We start from the raw sequence: 19111 nt of genomic DNA on the forward strand, positions 1-19111 counted from the left end.
CGACATCGTCAATTGGAGGCCGTCGAAGCTGTGCGCGGGCGAAACGAAGGGCTCTTACAACAGAATCTGGCGCCCGCTCCTTCAACCGAACTCGAAGCGCTTGTACAAATTGCGTTTTATCCATTTTAGAACAGCCCCAAATTAGGATATAAATTTTAAATAGATTACCGATTTCAACATCGGTTTCCTGCAGAAAAAATTCTTGAATATACTGATGCTGAATGAAGTCTCAAACTCCCTCAAATCACTTTATTTGAGGCTTCTGCAATGCAAATGCCAAATACTCAGAATTTTCTATATTTTCCTCTTGGGCGTCTCGCCAACGCTCATTAACCTCACCTCGTTCATCTTCTTTGATGACAGAAAGTGACCGCTCCCAAACCCATGATCTGACCTGCCTCACAATCGCAGACTGAGGGTTTGCAAATCCAGCATGCTTGAGCGCTGTCAAAAGTCCGACCCGGCTTGGAATCGCGAGGTGCCGTGGCGCTTCGAGGCCGCGCCAGTACCGACCAAAAACTGCCAGACCTTCTGCATTCGCATGCGGCGCTTCAACATAGATTATGCCGCCCGGCTTGAGCCAGGAATAAACCTGCTGAAGCAATGCCCGGGGGTCAGGCACATGTTCGATCACATGGCTCAATGTTACAGCGTCGAACTTCTCGGACCAGTCCAATTCCGCCGCTTGATCAGGAGTAAAAACAGGGATCTCGCTTTGCGCCGCAACTGCGATTGCAGCGAGGTCAAAATCGACGCCGCTAACATCATGCCCCATGCCGCGCATAATTCTGAGCCAGTCACCATTCCCGCATCCATAGTCGAGAATTTTAGCGGGGCCTCTTGGCGTATATCTGTACCGGACATCCAATCTGTCCAGTTCACGGGCGACGAGTCGATAGGATATTGCCCCCAGAACGTCGGCCATGCGCGCGCTGTTCGCGAAACGCCAGCGAACGTAACATTCGCGCAAAGCCTCCTTCAAACCACCAGATTTGACCTGATCCGGCTCAGCCGAGGGAAGTTCATGAGTATAATAATTCTTGTAGGTCTGGGCCAGCAGGTGCGGCACCAGTCGTTTTTGCTGCCACAGGCTCCCACAATCGGAGCAGCGCGCGAAATCGCTGGTTCCATCGTAAGTGGCGAAGAAATAGTCCGCTACATCACTGACATCGGCAGAATGACTTGTGCTGCGACAAAAAGGACAGGCTTCGACACTTTCGAAACTGGCCTCCCTCGCGCCAATTCTTTCTTCCGATCCAGAAGGCGTCATTTTATTGGCGTCTCATGTTGCATTGCAGCATCTCTAAAGGCGCGTACTGGAGATGCCAACCAATTTCTGCTTGTCGTTGGCTGCATCCAAGAGCAGGCAGCGGGCGATGGCCGGAGCCGGAACCGGCTCTTGAACAAGCTGCGGATGCGAAGTCTGGAGATCGAATGAAAATCGCCACCAACAGCTTGCTGAGCTTTCTTCCCGCATGTCTGGCCATTGTCATCGGCATTGCGACCGTGCCGATCTACATCAACATGATCGGCAATGATCGATATGGCGCGCTGATGATCGCCTGGCTGCTGCTGGGATACTTCGGTCAGGCCGATTTCGGGATCGGCCGGGCGATTGCCCAGCGCATCGGCGCCATGGCGAAGGATGACCGCAGCGGCATGGCGCGGGCAGTCTGGTCCGCCCTGTTCAGCGTCGCGGCTTTCGGCTTTGTCGGCGCAGCGCTGATCTATGCCATGTCCAGCCTGTTCTTCAGCGAGTTGTTCAAGGTCGATGAGGTCCTGCGCGCCGAATTGCTGGATTCGCTGTGGTTGCTGGCCTTGTGCGTGCCGTTGATCGCCATTGCCGGGGTGGTGTCTGGCGCGCTGACCGGTCTGGAGAGGTTCAAGCTCGTCTCGCTTGGCAACACCTTCAGCAATGCCGCTTCACAGATCCTCCCCCTGGTGGTGGCATGGCAGTTCAGTCACGAGCTCAAATATCTGATCGGCTCCGCGCTCGTCGGGCGACTGCTGGGCCTGGCAATGGTGTCGTTCGGCGTCTGGAAAACCTTCCTGAAGGGTGAGTCCATCGCGCCTTCAAAAGACGAATTTCGCCGCCTTGCGGGTTTTGGCGCGTGGATCATGGTGACGGCATTCGTTGGCCCGCTGATGACGATCTCCGATCGCTTCGTGATTGGCGCGGTCATGGGCGCGGCAGCGGTCGTCGCCTATTCCGTGCCCTTCCAGATTGCCCTTCGCACGATGATCTTCCCCTATGGCATCATTCAGGCGCTGTTCCCGCGAATGGCCGCCCAGGAACATGGGGAATCAATCGAACTGTCGCGCACTTCGCTGGTTTTCATCGGTCAGCTTTATGCGCCGATCATCATCGGGCTGATCTGCCTTGCCGGCCCGTTGATGAAGCTGTGGCTGGGCGACAACCTCGATCTGCGATCAATCCTGATCGGCCAGATCGTTCTGGTGGGCTTCTGGGTCAACGCGCTGGCGAATGTCCCTTATACTTTCCTTCAGGCGCGCGGAAATCCGCGCTTCACCGCAATCCTGCACGTCTGCGAATTGCCCGCCTATTTCCTGCTGCTGTATTTCCTGGGAACATCTTTCGGCCTGGCCGGCGCCGCCATTGCGTTCGCGCTGCGCTGCGCCCTCGATTGCATCGTGCTGTTGTACAAGGCCCGCCTGCTGACCGCCCCGATGTTGCGCAAGCTGGCGGCGCCCGGCGGTCTGGTGGCGATCGCACTGGCACTTTGCGCCGAAACGCAAGACTGGTTCCCCAACCTGTTCATCGGGGTGGTTCTGGGCAGTCTGGCTGTGCTTGTCACCCTGCTGCAGATGCCCGATGCCATCCGCCAAAGCATCGCGGCGAGCAAGTTTGCCCGGTACATGCCGCCGTTTGCCAGGAAGGGCGACGCAACGCCTGACGGGGCAGGATAACACGCCGATTGATCAATCCGCGCGCCACCCTGCCCGATCCATCTACGTCCTGACTACCTCAACGCTCCGGCTGCTGCCGTTGCGCCGCGGTCACTGCCAACCAGGTCGATTTTCAGGATTGGCACTTTCAGATTGGTCAGCAACTCGCCCGCCGGGGTGAAGTCGCCATTCGCGGCATCGGCAAACAGGCTGGCAGCGGTGCCGCCAGTAGTCGTCCCTGTCGCCCCGTCTGGTATGCCTGCCCCGCCATGCATATGGTTATCGGCCATCACCAGATCGGCATCGGGCGTCCCGCTCACCACGAAGCCGGGGAACACGTTGTTGCTCATCAGGCAATAGCCATCGGGGTTGTATTTGAACGAGCCGGTAATATCGACGCGCAGATACATCGCCTGGTTGGCGCTGGAATTATGCGCCACCATGAAGTGGCTCTGTGCGCCGGACAGCTGGTGGAAAATCACCGTCGCTTCGGGGTTTGTCGGGTCAAGGTGGAAGCTGTTGTTGGCCACCAGAACGTCCCTCATGCCGGATGCGGAACCCATGTAGATGTTCTGCGTTCCCATGTCCCAGCAGCGCAGGCCCCACATTACGATATTGTCCAGCGACGTGCCGCTCTGCCAAAGATCGGAGTGCTGATCGAACATTGCAATCAGCGTCAACGGCGCGGTTTTCACGTCCGTATCGCCAAAGGCCGCGCCCGCAGATCCAGCCTTGCCCAGCGCGGTGGCGCGGCGGGTATCGTCCAGCGTGGTGGCGGTCCAGTCAGTCAGGCCGTTCAGCCACGCGACCACGTCAGACACGTCATAATTGCCCGCCGGGTTGTTGTTGACCACCACATAGGTGCCAACGGACACGCCGCCCACCTTGGCAGTGAAGGTGCGGGAAATTGCGTCATTGGCGCCCGAAAGCGCCAGCGTGGCGGTGGCTCCTGCGCCGGTATATTGCACACTCAGGGCGGGGACTTCCTCGCGCCATTCCTTGCTGGTCCAGTTGGTGATGGTGTTGTCCACCATGCACGTGGCATCGCTCATCACATCTCGGCAGCCGTCATGGATATGGCACCCGCGCACCAGCGTTGAACCATTGCAATAATCCTGCACGTTGCTGATGTCGCATTCGGTGAAAATGCCGCCATAACGAACGCCGGTGGAAATCTTCTGGCCCTTGTTGACGAGGTAGTAATTGCCCGCGCTGTCAGTGATCGTGATCCCGTCCAGCCAGTGCCTGCGGGCCGAGCCTTCGTGGTAAAGCTGCTGGATATTCACCATGTCGAGCGTGATGTTTTCGCCCTTGAAGTGAATACCGTCCCAGCGTGGGCGCATGAGGCCAGATGACGCGCGGCCAATCGTCACAGGCACATCCGCTTCAATCGTCAGATACCCCTGCCCCTGATACGTGCCCATCCAGGTTGGCAGATCATAGGTTCCCGCTTCCAGTATCTGGACATGGGGATTCTGCCCCCTCAATGAGGCATTGTTTGCCATGTTGTAGAAGAGCTGGTTGAAATCCATGAAACGGCCATTGGGGATGTCATTCGGCAGCGACGGCTGAATGGTGTAATATCTGTCATGCAACGCAGCCTGCGGGCTGAACTGATATGGCCCCATGACGCGGTGCTGCATCGTCGCGTCTTTGGGCACAGCCTCGAAATAGAGATTGGCATGGCCTGCCACCCCCACCGGCTTCTTCAGACTTACCCACCAGCCGAAATAGGTAACCGGCTTGCCATTGGCATCGGCGAAAGTGTGGAAGCTGGGCGCCATAATGTCGACGCTGGCGCCCTCGAAATGGGCGACGACCTTCACCAGGCCGAGATTGGCGAGCAAAGACCCGTTGTGATTTGCCGCCGCGATCACGCCAACGGTCAACTCGTCGGTGAAATACTGGTTTGGTGGAACCAGCAGGCGGCAGACCGGCTTGGCCGTGGTGCGCACCGGATCGGCCGGAGCGGCCACAAAGCCGCTGCCCGCCGTGCCGGTCCACGCGCCGGAAGGGGAGATGGTGGAGAGCATGGGCTGCCCTTCGGGCACTCCCCCTCCGCCAGACCCAGGATGCACGTGCATGCGCACCCGGCCCTGGGAACCGAAGCCAAACCCGAAACCACCCATCAGGCGAGGCCCACGATATCAGCTGCCGTTGTGTCGGTCGCCTTCACCGCACGGACCCGCACGTCCAGGATGGCTCCCGAGGGAAGATTGCGAAATGTCACGGGATTCTCCCCGCGCACCGGGACCAGAGTTACATCTCCGCCGGTGCCAACATAAAGCGCCTTGGTCGCAAAATCGATGTCGACGTTGTCATCGGGGGTGATCGGAAAGCACCTTTCGGCTGGCGCCATCGGAGAATCGACCGAGTTGCGGAAAGTGTCTTTGAACATGTCCTGCTCCTTCTTGTGAATCAGATAGGACATGGCGCTTATGAGTGGTCTCTGACTGTAGGAAAGAACAAAATATGAACAATTTGTGACATGAAGCCAGTCCCGCCCGCCATCCGCTATTTGCCATATTGGCGATTGTTGGCCGCGGAGTATGGACGCTTGACCGGCGAATGCATTACCCGTGTAGCACGTCCCCCAGCTAGCACCGAAGGTAACGCGATGGATGCGCCGGTTCAAAAGGTAAATCTCTCCAGGCGGCAGCGGCTGTGGCAACTGGTAGAATCCGTTATCGATCCGCGCGCATGGCTGCACCTGTTCAAATTTGTGAATTATTACAATTATATGCACGTCCGCCCTTTGCGCGTCATGCAGCTTGGCAGCACACCGCGCATCAGCCCCGACGCGGTATTCTCCCATGCCGAACGGATAGAAATCGGAGACCGCGTCAGAATCGGATCGCGTTGTCATCTTTGGGCGGGGCCGGGGTCTGGCCGGATCATCATCGGCAATGATGTGCTGTTCGGTCCCGAAGTCATGCTGACCGCCGCAACGTATAATTACAACGATGGCGCGCCGATTACAGATCAGCCGATGACCGAAGGTGATGTGATCATCGGCAATGATGTCTGGCTGGCCACGCGCGCGGTTGTGCTTCCGGGTACGCGGATCGGTGACGGGGCGATTATCGCGGCCGGGGCCGTTGTGAAGGGCGATATTCCGCCGATGGCCATCGTCGCGGGATCACCTGGCCGGATCGTCAGCCAGCGCCAGCTTGCGCAGCCTGAATAGACCGATCTTCGAAGCACGCCTGCCAGTCCCATGCGCGGGTTCCCCCGGCGCAAGGGCACACCGCCTATGAACTGGTCCTGCGCGGATCAGCCGAGGTGACATAGCCGCGCATCCAGATCCATGGCTGCAGGCCGACTTGCCTGAAGCCGCGCGCCATCCGGGCATATTTCGGCTTGCGCCAGGACATCAACACACCGCCGGCCAGGCGCGTAAGAGCGACCAGCCACAAGGTGGCCAGGCAGGCAAAGGCATAGGCGCCCGAATAATGCTTGCGATAGAAGTGCGCGTTGCCGGTGAACTGGAAGACCATCCGCAATGCGGAGAAACTCTCCCCGCTCCCCACATCGTGGTAGATGCAGCTGCCCGGAACGAAGCCGACCTTGCCGCCCCCCGATTTGACGCGCCAGCAGAAGTCCATCTCTTCCGCGTAAAGGAAGAAGGCGTTGTCCATCCCGCCAAGCTGTTGCCAAAGTGCGGAGCGGACGAGCAGGAATTCGCCGCTCACTGCGTCGACCTCGGCGATTTCGTCTTTGGTCATACCCATTCGTGCCGATGACGCGCGGCCGATCACGCCTTGCCAAAGACTGCCGATGGTCGGGAATTCCAGCGCGGTCAGCGTCTGCGGCTGGCCGTCATCGGTCAGACGCATGCCGCCGAACACAGCATAATCACTGTGCCGCTCCGCCGTTTGGAGGAGGGTGTCGATCGCGCCTTCGCACAGGCGTGTATCGGGGTTGAGCAGCAGCAGCCATTGTCCACGGGCCTGCGCTGCCAGATAATTGTTGGCCTGCGCGAAGCCGACGTTCCCACGGCTTTGCAAGACGCGCACATCGGGGAAGCGGCGGGCAATAAATGCTTCGGAATTGTCCGTACCATTGTTTACGAACAGAACTTCGCAAGAATAGCTGGCGGCTGCTTGCGGTATCGATCCAAGGCACTCCTCAAGATGCTTGAGGGAGTTGTAGCCTACAATCAGGATGCTGACATCGATACCGGCTTCGGTCATTCCTTGTGGAACCTCTAATGCGGCTGCACGATGGACGCGCTCGTAGGATTTATTTTGCAGTGCAGCAACTGAAGAGTTTTGTGCAGTGCAAAAACACACTATGGTGACCGGTAACGATCGGAGTAGTGGATTTGTTCAGGAAACCTAACGAAACCTACGGCAATCATCGCGTGGCGGCGGCGCCTGGAACGCATCAGAAAATTGCCGAGCTGATGCTCCAGCACGTTCCGCTGGACGCCAAGATTCTGGATCTGGGGGCTTACACAGGGGCGTTGATTTCCCGGCTGAGGGCCAACGGATATACCCGCCTTCTGGCTGCCGATCTGGCCAATCACCTGACTGAAAAGGTCGACGACCACTGGGCCTGCGATTTCAATGAGGATTTTTCCGAGGCAATCTCCGAACGCAATTTCGATGCAATTGTCGCCTGCGAGGTGATCGAGCATCTCGACGATCCGCGGGCTTTCCTGAAGCAATGCCGCAAGTTGCTGAAGGATGGCGGCCACGTGGTGATCTCCACACCCAACATCGCCTTCTTCGAAGGTCGCATAAAGTTTGCGCTGACCGGCAATCTGTGGGGCTTCGGAGAGCGTAACTATCGCAGCCAGCGGCATATTTCGCCGATCCAGGAAGGGCAGCTTCCGCTGATGACTGCCGAGTGCGGCTTCGACTGTATTGAAACCACCACGGCAGGCTCGTTCGCCACCCCCATGCGCCGGATGCTGACTGCCCCGATCTGGTTGCCGATGCGAGCAGCTTTCGGCCCCAGGACGCTTGGTGAATCGTTGTTCTGCGTTGCCAGGGCTTCGGCTTCTGCAGATGAGACCGGTTCATCCGGTTCCACCCCCTGGCGGGTTTCAGTTCCGGCGGAGTGATCGTCCTTGCAGTGATGCCTACTGTGGCAGGCCAGAGCTTCCGGGTTCGCCTGACGTTATCTCTGCCTGACGCCAACTCTGCCTGACGTTAGCCTTGAGCCGATTCGTTAGCGGAAAAGCGTTCAAAAATCCGGTCACGCTCCGCCGCAGGCATATGCAGGTTGGACTGGATCAATATCGCCACATGGTGATCGCTGAACCCGGCGATGAAGTCCTCCACACCGGCTGGTGTTGAGAGATCGTGATGCCAGGAACAATGGCAAATCTCGCGATCGGTTGGCGCCACCATGGCCTGATGCGGACCGGGAACCTGCTCGCAGAACACACCGTAAAGAACATATTCGGAGAACCGAAACCGCCCGATCAGCGCCTTGACCCATTGCGAACCGCTGACGTTTTCAATGCGCCTGATCATCGCCCGGACAATTTCCGGCGACCACACCACCGCCTGCGAGATATAGTCAAAGCCCGTGTAGCCGGTTTCCGGCAGCCCGAATGAGCGCAGGCCGATATTGTGCCACTTGTCCGATTGCGCCACGCCGCCCGAAGGATTGTCCGGATTGTGGAACAGGATCACCCGGTCACCGTCAAACACATGCCGGTCTTCTACCGGACGCAGGAACTGGGCGTCACTGTCGACCAGCACGATGGCATCTTCCGTGCACCGGGCGACGAACTGTATCTTCGCCAACTGCTGATAGATCCATCCGCGGACGAGTTTGGCAGGCGGAGCCCACCACAGCCTCCTGCCCATGAATTCGAACTCATGGAATCCCGGCAGAAGTTCGCTGCAATCGACGATGATCCGGCGCTCGGACTTGAAGCGGCTGAACAGTTCCAGATCGCTGTGGTCGATGAGGACATAATGCCGGCGATCGGGCATGTGCTCATCTATCGTTGCACATAGTTTCTCGAATTCGGGAAGATCATTCCGGAAGGTCTTGGTGAGCAGGGAAAAGTCCTTGGCCATCTGCTAAACCCTGCCAGCAATTCGGGTGCTGGCATATGCTGGCGAAGCCCCCGAAGGCTCCGCGCCGTTTCTGATTGGCAGTGACCGAACCCGCTGGGTCCCCAGACTCACTGACAGGCCTGCAAGAAGGTACATCCAGCTGACGACGCCTTCCCAGATGTGCACAGTGACCCCGCAAAAGGCGAAGGCTGTCAAAGCGATTGCGGTTGCATATCCGGTGTTGCGATCCTCACTGGATACGTTGGAATTGTTCTTCACAGCCTCGAAGATGCCGCCGAATACCACCATCAGCACCGCAAAGCCGAGAGGAAAGCCATGACGCATCGTGATGGCGAGCCAGAATGCGTCAATGGTCGGATCGAACATCCAGTCCGGTCGATGCCAGTCACGCACGCCTATTCCAAAGATTGGATTGTTCAAGGCTTCCGCGCCAGCATAATTCCAGATCAGCAGTCGGTAATAGCCGCTGCCGGGGTCAAGCGTCAGATAGCGGATAGCGACCGACAGAATACCACTCTCGGATACAACACTGGTCAGCAAGAGCATCAGCATGATGTAAAACGCCGCAATCGTCAGGGCAGGAATCTGAAAATGACGACGGATGAGCAGTAGCGAAATCAACCCCACGCCCAGGATGGCAGCCAAAACCGCTGCGGAACTGAAGGTGAAGATACCACATGCGGCCGCTATCAAACCGAGCACTCGAACCCGATTGTTGCGCGCGCCAAACCATGCCAGCGGTATCAACGAAGACATGATGACGCCTGCCACGATCGGGTGTGCGAAGGGCCCCATGGCGCGCGTCAATCCGAAACGCGGCTTGCTGTAGAAATATGCCGGGAGGTTGCCGAACAATTCCCCCACAAATGGCCGTAACAAGGTGCGATTGGCTATGCTCTCTGCCGCAAGAATAGCCGCGACCGCCAGAAGTCCTGGTATAAGACAGGCGAAAAATGTCCGGAAATCGTGGTAGCTGCGGATCGCTGCACGGCCGGCTATATAGGCGAAGGCAAGGTCGATCAGCTGGGACACCCCGACGATCAGCGCGTCTTCCACGGTATCCATGACAAGCAGCGACAGCACGAACCACAGGCTTGCGAGACCCGCAAACAGATCGACGATCGAGAAGCGGACCGGGTCCTTGATAAGGGAGCGAATGACCCAGGGCAGGACGAGTATCATCATGACCCGCCATGGGAACAGGTTTGCGCCGACAACATCGACACTCATTTCCTTGGGCAACAGGCAGCTGTAACCAACAAGAATTGCCGGCCACAGGCGTGCCGGAATCCGCTCCCTGATTTTCCTGCCAATGGCGGGCCTGGCTGCCACTGCTCCGTTGTTGCTCGCCCCGCCGCTCATTGGCCTGCTGTTCATTGCCCCGTTGCTCATTGCGCCGCCTGCCAAGCCTGATGCCCGGAAGGCGAGGGGAGGTCTCGAAGCCTGCTCATCGTGCCATCACTGCCTGAGTGACCGCAGCGGCGAAGGACTGGCCGATCTGCGCACGGGTAAATCGGCGCGCTGCTGGCGATTGCTGCCATTGTGCCAATTCCCCTTTGAGTTCAGCCTGGTGGTCAATAATGGTGCGCATAGCCGCGGCGATCGACGCAGGATCGCCTGCATCTGCTGCAATAGCGAAATTGCAGCCTTCAAAATAGCCGTCAATCGCGGCCCCGCGCGGATAAATCACCGGCAGGCCGGCGAAAAGCGCCTCCACAAACACCATTCCGAAGCTCTCTCGCAACGAGGGCAGGAGAAAACCCGCAAACCCGTTGAGAAAAGGCCCGAGTTCCTCGCGCCCTATCGGCCCATCGAAGGTGATATTGGGCAGGTTCTTCGCGGCCTTGCGGCACAGCTCAACCTGACGCGGGCTACCGCCGCCTCGCACGGAAAGACGGGTTTTCGGCCCCACGTCCGACAGCAATTGCATGGCTGCGACCATGCCTTTGAGGTTCTTGCGGACGTGGCTTCTGAGATGGAAGACCGAAACGAAGCCATCGCCGCCCAATTGCGGGTCCATCGGGCGGTCAATGTCGGTTGCGCAGGGCAACATCTGGACCGGGCCGTGACGCTTGCCGAACTGCTGTTCGAATGCGGTAAGCGTCCACGGGGCCAGCGGAAAGACCACAGCGGCTTCATGGAAAATGCGCGCAAACGTCCCGGCAAGGTCCGGGCGCGCCTTGAGGATCTTGAGGTCCGTGTCGCCCATGATCCCCACTGCGAACGGCCGCCCGAGACGTTCTGCAACGTGCCGGGCAACGATGCCTTCCACGGTCAGCTTGTGACCTATCACCAGGTCCGGGACCGGACCGGCCTGCTGTTGTGCGCAAATCCTCTCGGCGAGGTCCAGCAGGCATGTCTGGTGGTAGATACCGCGCGCGGGCGCCTGATATCTCAGGCACTTGCCGTAGGGAAAGTCATGCTGTTCGACCCGGCAGGGCGGGCGGCCCCAATGGGCCAGCGTGCGGGCAGCGAAAGGGAGAAGAGCTGGGCTGACCCTGTTCAGAGAGATCACCTCGTGCTGAAACTGGTGTTGTGTCAGATCAACCAGCCATCGCACCGCTTTGGTCTTGGATTCCTCGATCGGATCCGGAAAATCGGCCGAAATATGAAGGATTCTGGAGCCTGACGGCCGGTCATCAGCGGGCTTGAGGACGCTGAACGCATCCAGGGCGTTCATCTTGAACCCCCGTGAGCATGGAGAGCGTCGATCTGCGGCGGCTGGGATCCGGCATCAGTGCCCTCCCCGCGCAGTATCGAACAGGCTCTCGCCTTCACCTCGTGGAGCATGGCCGCCCGTCCCGATCGGATATCCCGAGGATGACTTGCGGCAGCCAGCTGCACGCTAGTCGCCAGCCTTGCCGTAGCTGTAATATTCGTACTGGTACGCGTAATTATCGCCAGCATCCAGCGCCCGATATTTGGTCAGCAATGCACCAAGAATGGGTGCCCTGGCGTCATTCAGGCGGCGGATAGCGGCGCGCGCCTGCCTGCTGTGAATGTTGTTGGCCTCCACGACAACGACAACGCCATCGACATAACGCGACAGCAAGGGTGCATCGGCGATCCCCAGGATCGGCGAGCCGTCGAGAATGATGACATCATAGGCCTGCCGACATTTATCCAGGAATTCGCCAGTCAGACCCGACGAAAGTATCTCGATCGGATTGGACGGAAGAGTGCCGATTGGCAGGATATCAAGGTTCTTGACGACGTCCTTCACCACGGTCTGGTCGAGCGAAGCGTTGCCGTAGATCACTTCGACCACGCCAGCGTCACGGCGTGGCAGATCAAACACCTTGGCCACAGCGGGACGCCGCAAATCCATATCGACCAGCAACACCCGCTTGCCGATACCGGCATATTTGCGGGCGAGCGCGGTTGAGCTGGTGGTCTTGCCTTCAACCGCCTGCCCGCTGGTGACCAGGATAACAGGATGGGGAATGTCCCTGATCGCATAATCCAGCGTCGCCCGGAGCGAGGCATAAGACTCGCTGAGCGGGCTGAATGTATCCGTGACCGCCTCCTGCACGTCGCCGGAAACGTCCGGGGTAGTGCCCAGCGGGCGCAGACCCAGCTTGCGCTCGACATCCTCGATGTTGCGCAGTCGGTCATCGAGGAATTCGCGCAGGATTGCGACAACCACGGCAAGACCAATTCCCAGGATCAGGGCCACCAGCAGATTCTGGCTCAGGTTCGGTGCCGAAGGTGCCCCAGGCACCATTGCCCGATCGAGGATTGTCGCCTCGCGCGCCTGAATGTTTGACGCGGCGGAGATATCGTTGAAACGATCCAGCAGTGCCGCCATTTGATCGCGATAGGACTGCACCTCGCGTTCGATGACGTTATAGGCAACGCGGCTATCCTGCTCATCGAGCGTCAGACCGGCAACCCGCTCCAGCTCGCCCCCAAGCGCGGACTCTTGCCGCTGGGCGATTTCGTACTGCCGACGGATACCGGCCTTGATGTCAGCCGCGGCACTGTCGATCTGTTGCTGGAGAACTTCGGTCCGTACAATAAGCTCCCGCACCTCGGGATAGTCATCGCGATAGCGCTCACGCAGAGTTGTAAGCTGGCTGAGCAGCTCTGCCCGCTGCGCCTGCAGGGACAAAACGGTGGCGTTCTGCTGAATCTCGGGAAGCTGCCCGGCAGGGACATTGGCAATTGCCAGCCAGCGCTGTTGCGCGGCGATCCGGGCAGACCGGGTCTGGGCATATACCGTATTGGCTGCGGACAGGTTGGAGGCGGAGACGGTCGACGCGGCGGGGCCTTCCCCATCATCGGATGCTGGCGAGCCAAATATACGGTTGTTGCGCGCATAATTATTGGCGCGCTGCTCGGCATCCTGCAGCTGCTCGCGCACACTTACGATCTGTTCCTGAAGATATTCGCGGGCGTACTGGTTGGCCGCCATCGACCGGGTGAGATCGTAAGCGAGGAACGCGTCGGCATAACCATTGGCGATCTGCGCCGCGATTGCGGGATCGCGCGAGGTGTAACTGATCGTCATCACCCGGTTTTCAAGCGGCACAGCGACCTCGACTTCGGACATTATCGTCTCGACAGCCGCGTCCTTCGCCATATCGCCGGAGGCTACTGTGACACCCTCGTCCAGCACAGATTCCATGAAGCTCTGGTTGCTGGTCAGCCCCAGTTCGTCGACAACCGCCATGCCGACATTCCGGCTGCGAATAACCGCCGCCATCGTCTCCATGTACCGGGTGATATCGTTCGACGCGATGCTCGTTCCAGTCAGCTCCTGCCCTTCAATGATGGCCTGCTGATTGGGTTCGATCTGCATGGTGACAGATGCGCGGTAGGTCGCCGGTGTGAGCAGGGTGTAGACAAAGGCCCCCAGCATAACGAGGGCGACGACCCCGATGAGCACATAGCGCTGGCGCCAGAATATTCCGCGAATGTCCGCGAGATTGATTTGAGCCAGCGCCGGCTGTGCCGCAGCAAACTCTTCAGATCGACCCGCATTGGCATGGCCTTGGCCGGGAGCATATTCCTGCATCATGGCTCCTTGGTGCCTCAAATATTCATGTTGGTGAAAATGGCGAACACCGGAAGCGCGCGCAGCGCATCCTGCCAGAGTTGCGAGAGCCCGTCCGTGCCCACCACTATTCGGTCACCAGGCTGCAAGACCGGGTCAAGCATGGTGCCCGATTGCACCGCAGCATAATCGAACTTGGCGACCATCAGGCCTTCGGGCGTGCGCCGGAATACCGCCAGATTATTGGCATCGGCCACGCGCGATGTGCCCGCGGCCAGCGCAATGGCGCCAGACAGGCGAGTGCCGGGCTGGAATTCGAACAACCCGGCCCGCGTTACCGCGCCCTCCACCGTGACCATGTGCGAGCCATATTTCAGCACGTTGACCGAAACGTTGGGATCGCGAAGGAAACGTGCACCCAGAAGCTGTTCCACCCGCTGTTCCAGCTGGTGCGCCGTCAGCCCCGCCGCATCAACGGCACCTACAAGTGGCAGTGAGACTTTTCCGTCAGCCGAAAGCGGCATGGAATCGAGTGACAAATCTTCCTCACGGAAGACAGTAATGCTGATGACGTCCGCCGGCCTGAGAATATAGTCTGATGCAACATCGGCCGAATAGCCCGTCTGCCCCAAAGCAGTCACAGGGGTGGTGGATGCGATGCCAGGGGAGATTTGCGGGCCCCCGCCGCAGCCGCCAATCAACAGGATTGCGCCGAGCCCGGCCATCATGGAACCCAGTCGTTTCGAAAGCCTAATCTGCGGTAATTCGATCACGCTCTGCCCCGTATCAAACTGGTTTGAACTGCCTTGGCTTAGCGGTAGAGTTCCTGGGCAACAACCCGTATTGTGCGATTGCGGCCTATTTTGGTGCATTGCAGCAAAATGTCATCAGTTCTATCCTTCGATCCGACATTGGATCGACGATATTGTGCATTTGAGTACCGTATCTCACCCGGATGTCAGTTTGGGCTGATGGCATGATGGCCGGATTTTTGAAGGAGTGCGAACGCCATGTTAGGTCTGATCGCCGTGGGGCTGTACGCAGCAGTGGCCCTGGCGGCCATGGGCGCGGCGCTCGCCGGGCATTTTGGCAAGCGCCCCTGGAAAGACGGTGCCGCGTGGATTTTTGCCTCAATTTTCATGCTTTTGCTGGCAGCGATGAGGCTGACCAATGCCGAGGATCGCATTCGGCAGTTCCTGCGCGTAATGATCAAGGCAAATGGCGAGTATGGCCATCGCTGGGAATATCAGGCGCCATTGACGGCAATTGTGGTCGTCCTTGCGGCGGCAGGACTTGTGGCGGCTTTCTATCTGGTAAAGCGATGGCAACGGCAGGGGAAAGAGCTGAGCCAAACGGTCATCGCGCAGCTGGCAATGCTTGGATTTGTTCCGCTGTTCGGCCTGCGGATCGTGTCGCTACACCTTACCGACCGCCTGCTTTACGCAGGACCGCTGCGCCTCAACTGGCTAATCGATATCGGACTTACGCTGACCATCGGTGGCGCCGCCATCCTGTACATATTGCACTGCAAAAGAGGCGCGCACGCTGACGCGAGGCGCACTCAGGGGCGGCGAAGGGCGCGGCGATAGGCTGCGATCAGCGGATCGACCTGATGCAGCCAGCTGAGTTCTTCCTGCACGCGCTTGCGGCCAAAACTGCCCATCGCGTCGCGCTGCGCGGGATCATCCAGCAATTGGACGATTTTTTCGGCCATATCGACCGGATCGTTCGCCCTGGCATAGAGTGATGCGTCCTGGGCGGAAAAGCGCCCCTCGGTCACGTCGAACTGAACCATGGCTTTGCCCAGAGACATGTATTCCATGATCTTGTTCATGGTCGACTTGTCATTCATCGCATTGACGCGGTCCGGGTTGACGCCGATGTCCATTGTGGAGAGCACTTCGAACAGGTCCTGATCGGGCGCGCGGCCGGTGAAATGGACCCATTCCTCCAGCTGCTTTTCACGCACCAGGGCCTTGAGTTTCTCCAGGCTGGGACCGCCGCCCACAAGCGTAAACTGGATGTCCGTGCGGCCCTTTTCGCGCACCAGCCACTCGGCACAATCGATCAGCAGGTCGATGCCTTCCTGATCCCCCATCACGCCGACATAGCCCACCATGAAGCGCTTGCCGCGCTTCCAGCTATCGACCGGCTCAACGCGCTTGAGACGGGACAGATCGGGACCTGAACGCACCACAAAGACCTTGTCCGGGTCCATTCCGCCGCGCTCTATCGCAATCTTGCGATAGGACTGGTTGGTGGCCATCGAGACATCCGCCGATTTGAAGTTCAGCTTTTCGAACAGCACCATCAGTTTCCAGAAAAAGCCGCGCCTGCCAAACTTCGCTTCGTAAAGCTCTGGATTGATATCGTGGTGATCGAAGATGTATTTCACGCCCAGCAGCTTGAACGGCAGCGCCACCAGAAAGATCAGGTCGGGCGGATTGCAGCCCTGGATCACATCGATCCCGCGCTTGAAGTAGATTGTCCACGCCAGCACCGTTTCCCAGAACAGCGCCGCGCCATATTCCAGCAGGAAACCCAGCGCCCCTTCAGCCTCTATCGGCAGCGGATGGCGGTGGATGTGGACGCCTTCGATTTCCTCGTAGCGCTTTTCATAGCCCTTGCCGGTGGGGCAGATGACCGACACCGTCGCCCCGGCCGCTTTCAGCGTGCGCGCTTCCTGCCACACGCGGCGATCAAACGGCAGGGGCAGGTTCTCCACCACGATCAGGACACTTTTGCCGGCCAGCGGCTGCCCCTCAATATGCGTGGGGAATTCAAAATCGTCGCCAGTCACAGCCCCACCGGTCAAGCGATGACACTCAGATTGATGACCGGCGTTGCGCCTGTATCCAGCGTATCGATCAGCCGGTTGGTGGCGATGATGCGCGCATAGGCGCCGCTCTCTGCCTGCGCCTTGTCCACCAGCAGGTTCTCTATCGAGGGCAGGAAGGCAAAGGCATAGCCAAGGTTCTGCCCCACCAGCATTTCCGGCTTCAGCCCCGGATCATACACATCGAGGTCGAAGCCTGCATCGATCAGCTTGCGCGCCATGTCCACCGCCGGACTTTCGCGCAGATCATCCGTCTCGGCCTTGAACGACAGGCCGGCCAGCAGCACTTTTGCGCCCGGTTCAAGACCCTGCGTCGCCTTCTGGAACTGATGGTGCTTATGCGCTTCATTACTGCGCAGCAGCGAATCCACCAGATGCGTGTTGGCGCCGATGTCAGCGGCGATATATTGCAGGGCGCGCACGTCCTTTGGCAGGCACGATCCGCCAAATGCCCCGCCCGGACGCGTGTAATAGGGCGAGATGTTGAGCTTGGTATCGCTGACGAAAATCTGGTGCACCTGCTGCGCCGAGATATCGAGGTTCTGGCACACGCGGCCGATCTCATTGGCGAAGGCGACCTTCACCGCATGCCAGGTGTTATCGACGAACTTGGTCACTTCGGCTTCGCGAATGCCAACATGGAAGACCGGCGCATCGATCCCTTCATGGAGCTTTTCCATGTTTGCAGAAGGGGTCCCGTCCAGCGTGCCGAGCACGATCTTGGGCGGATCGAAATAATCGGCGATGGCGGTCGCTTCGCGCAGGAATTCGGGATTGTAGACCAGTTCCACCACCTGCCCCACCGCATCGCCGAACCGGGCCTGAAAGATCGGCAGAATGATCTGCTCCATCGTGCCCGGCCGCATGGTGGAGCGATAGGCCACCGTCAGCGGAGTGGCACGGTCAGCCTTGAGCGCGGCGGCGATCGAGCGGGTGACCTGCGCGATATAGCTCATGTTGTGTGCGCCATCCACACCGCTGGGCGTGCCCACGCAAATGATCGCAATATCGCAGTCATCCAGCTCTGCCCCGGCATCGCGCAGGGCGTAAAGCCGTCCTTCGCGCCGGGCCTTGGCCATCAGCTCGTCCAGGCCCGGTTCGCGGACGGGCGATTGCCCGGCATTGATCGCGGCGACCTTGCCCTCGCTCACGTCGATTCCAACGACGGTATGCCCCTGGCTGGTGATGCAGCCGGCCGCTGTGCAGCCAACGTAACCCATTCCGAAAATTGCTATTTTCAAGATATCTCCGCGCCCGGATAATCCGGCATAGCGCGCGGCCTGAAACGCCCCGCAGGCGATCTTCTACGGTCTTGTACGTAGGTTCCGCAAGGTTTTATTGCACCGCACAATAATGCCGGGTCGCCCGGCAAGGACTGGCCCCGGAAAGGACTGTCAAAGCACTCTTTGCGCCGGGCGAATGTACTTGCGCGCAAACCACACCCCGGCGAGCGATGCCAGAAACGTGGCACATACGGTCAGCAGCTGATGCTCCCCCAGAATGCGGTTGAAGACGGCGAGCGCGAGCAGGTGGACCAGATAGACCCCGTACATGCAATCCGAGATCGGGCGAACGTTCAGGCGCAGCTGCGGCAACACCAGCGCCGCGATCAGCGACCCGCCGCCAACCAGATAGACAGTGCTGACGCCGGGGACCTGCCACAAGGCGCTCAGCAACAGGGCCAGTGCCAGAACCAGATAGGTCGGGCGCGTCCTGCCTGCCGCCATCGCGGACCCGAGCGCCAGACCGATGAACACCGCCGGCATGGCGTGAATCCACTGGGGCACAGGTGCATCGAAGCCGTTCATCGCCGATCGCCACCAGGGAACCGTGGCCAGCGAAACCAGCGCCAGCAGCACGGAGGCCAGCAACATGGTCCGCGCGCTGATGGCTCGTTTTATCGATCCCACCAGCACAAGCACGGTGAAGATAAACGGCAGGAACCACAGATGAGCTCCTGTACCCATGAGAACCGCGTTCAGCGGTGGAAGATCGGGATCGAGGGCACGGCCCTTCACAACCAGATTCAGCACGCCATAAATCACCAGCCAGAACGCCCAGGGCACCAGCAGCTTCTGGGCAAGAGTGCCCGCACCGGACTTCCGATCCCCGCTTGACGCTTCAAACAGGCAGGACATCGCGACGAATACGATCAGTCCGGCATAGCCAACCTCCGCACCTGGCGCGCCTGCATGAAACTGGACGATGCCGAAGGCAGCAGCGATGCGGAGCAGTTCGACATTCTGATTGCGTGTCTTCGCGGCCATGGACTGGTCCTTTCGAAATTCAGCGAATCGAGCAGCTTCGCGTTTACATTGAGTAACATCTTGCCAC

General features: G+C 59.2%; 16 protein-coding genes. 4 read left to right on the plus strand and 12 right to left on the minus strand.

The genetic code is table 11. The features are described 5' to 3' along the window. Positions 1–244: 244 nt before the first annotated feature. Positions 245–1270, minus strand: coding sequence for a class I SAM-dependent methyltransferase (locus GRI32_RS06725; protein ID WP_160590638.1), 1026 nt, complete (start codon positions 1268–1270; stop codon positions 245–247). A 164-nt stretch (positions 1271–1434) separates the two neighbouring features. On the opposite strand from GRI32_RS06725, the gene GRI32_RS06730 reads away from it, so the two are divergent. Beyond that, positions 1435–2928, plus strand: coding sequence for a flippase (locus GRI32_RS06730; protein WP_160590639.1), 1494 nt, complete (start codon positions 1435–1437; stop codon positions 2926–2928). 53 nt (positions 2929–2981) lie between these two features. Here the strand turns inward: GRI32_RS06730 and GRI32_RS06735 are convergent, their stop codons facing one another. Together GRI32_RS06735 and GRI32_RS06740 are read right to left on the minus strand one after the other, a co-directional pair. Further along, positions 2982–4958 carry a hypothetical protein gene (locus tag GRI32_RS06735; RefSeq protein ID WP_160590640.1) on the minus strand — a complete coding sequence of 659 codons (1977 nt, stop codon included), beginning with the start codon at positions 4956–4958 and terminating at the stop codon, positions 2982–2984. 77 nt (positions 4959–5035) lie between these two features. Beyond that, positions 5036–5305 carry a spike base protein, RCAP_Rcc01079 family gene (locus GRI32_RS06740; protein ID WP_160590641.1) on the minus strand — a complete coding sequence of 90 codons (270 nt, stop codon included), beginning with the start codon at positions 5303–5305 and terminating at the stop codon, positions 5036–5038. A 366-nt stretch (positions 5306–5671) separates the two neighbouring features. On the opposite strand from GRI32_RS06740, the gene GRI32_RS06745 reads away from it, so the two are divergent. Continuing rightward, entirely contained in the window at positions 5672–6094 is a 423-nt protein-coding gene (locus GRI32_RS06745) for an acyltransferase (RefSeq protein WP_202385972.1), read from the plus strand. 64 nt (positions 6095–6158) lie between these two features. On the opposite strand, the gene GRI32_RS06750 is transcribed toward GRI32_RS06745, so the two are convergent. Next, entirely contained in the window at positions 6159–7199 is a 1041-nt protein-coding gene (locus GRI32_RS06750) for a glycosyltransferase (protein WP_160590642.1), read from the minus strand. Positions 7200–7312: 113 nt separating this feature from the next. On the opposite strand from GRI32_RS06750, the gene GRI32_RS06755 reads away from it, so the two are divergent. Beyond that, entirely contained in the window at positions 7313–7975 is a 663-nt protein-coding gene (locus tag GRI32_RS06755) for a class I SAM-dependent methyltransferase (RefSeq protein WP_160590643.1), read from the plus strand. A gap of 88 nt (positions 7976–8063) precedes the next feature. On the opposite strand, the gene GRI32_RS06760 is transcribed toward GRI32_RS06755, so the two are convergent. From GRI32_RS06760 to GRI32_RS06780, 5 genes are all read right to left on the minus strand, one after another. Continuing rightward, the gene (locus tag GRI32_RS06760) at positions 8064–8945 is read right to left on the minus strand and encodes a DUF6492 family protein (RefSeq protein ID WP_160590644.1); all 882 of its coding nucleotides are present in this window, start codon (positions 8943–8945) and stop codon (positions 8064–8066) included. A gap of 3 nt (positions 8946–8948) precedes the next feature. Beyond that, the gene (locus GRI32_RS06765) at positions 8949–10337 is read right to left on the minus strand and encodes an O-antigen ligase family protein (protein WP_160590645.1); all 1389 of its coding nucleotides are present in this window, start codon (positions 10335–10337) and stop codon (positions 8949–8951) included. A gap of 55 nt (positions 10338–10392) precedes the next feature. After that, on the minus strand, positions 10393–11625 hold the full coding sequence (locus GRI32_RS06770) for a glycosyltransferase (protein WP_160590646.1): 1233 nt from the start codon (positions 11623–11625) through the stop codon (positions 10393–10395). A gap of 165 nt (positions 11626–11790) precedes the next feature. Next, positions 11791–13965, minus strand: coding sequence for a GumC family protein (locus GRI32_RS06775; RefSeq protein ID WP_237437428.1), 2175 nt, complete (start codon positions 13963–13965; stop codon positions 11791–11793). A 14-nt stretch (positions 13966–13979) separates the two neighbouring features. Continuing rightward, positions 13980–14582 (minus strand): polysaccharide biosynthesis/export family protein, encoded by a 603-nt coding sequence (locus GRI32_RS06780; RefSeq protein ID WP_337190176.1) that lies wholly within the window; start codon positions 14580–14582, stop codon positions 13980–13982. A gap of 369 nt (positions 14583–14951) precedes the next feature. Between GRI32_RS06780 and GRI32_RS06785 the strand changes: the two genes are divergently transcribed. Further along, a complete protein-coding gene (locus GRI32_RS06785; protein WP_160590649.1) occupies positions 14952–15530 on the plus strand; it encodes a hypothetical protein in 579 nt (192 codons plus the stop codon). Here GRI32_RS06785 and GRI32_RS06790 read toward each other — a convergent pair. From GRI32_RS06790 to GRI32_RS06800, 3 genes are all read right to left on the minus strand, one after another. Continuing rightward, positions 15503–16741, minus strand: a complete 1239-nt coding sequence (locus GRI32_RS06790) for a glycosyltransferase family 4 protein (protein WP_337190177.1) — start codon at positions 16739–16741, stop codon at positions 15503–15505. The genes GRI32_RS06785 and GRI32_RS06790 overlap by 28 nt on opposite strands. An 11-nt stretch (positions 16742–16752) precedes the next feature. After that, on the minus strand, positions 16753–18018 hold the full coding sequence (locus GRI32_RS06795; RefSeq protein WP_160590650.1) for a nucleotide sugar dehydrogenase: 1266 nt from the start codon (positions 18016–18018) through the stop codon (positions 16753–16755). Positions 18019–18171: 153 nt separating this feature from the next. After that, entirely contained in the window at positions 18172–19044 is an 873-nt protein-coding gene (locus tag GRI32_RS06800) for an acyltransferase family protein (RefSeq protein ID WP_160590651.1), read from the minus strand. Positions 19045–19111 lie beyond the last annotated feature (67 nt).

It is taken from the genome of Alteraurantiacibacter aestuarii (genome assembly GCF_009827405.1).
Taxonomy (GTDB): Bacteria; Pseudomonadota; Alphaproteobacteria; order Sphingomonadales; family Sphingomonadaceae; genus Alteraurantiacibacter; species Alteraurantiacibacter aestuarii.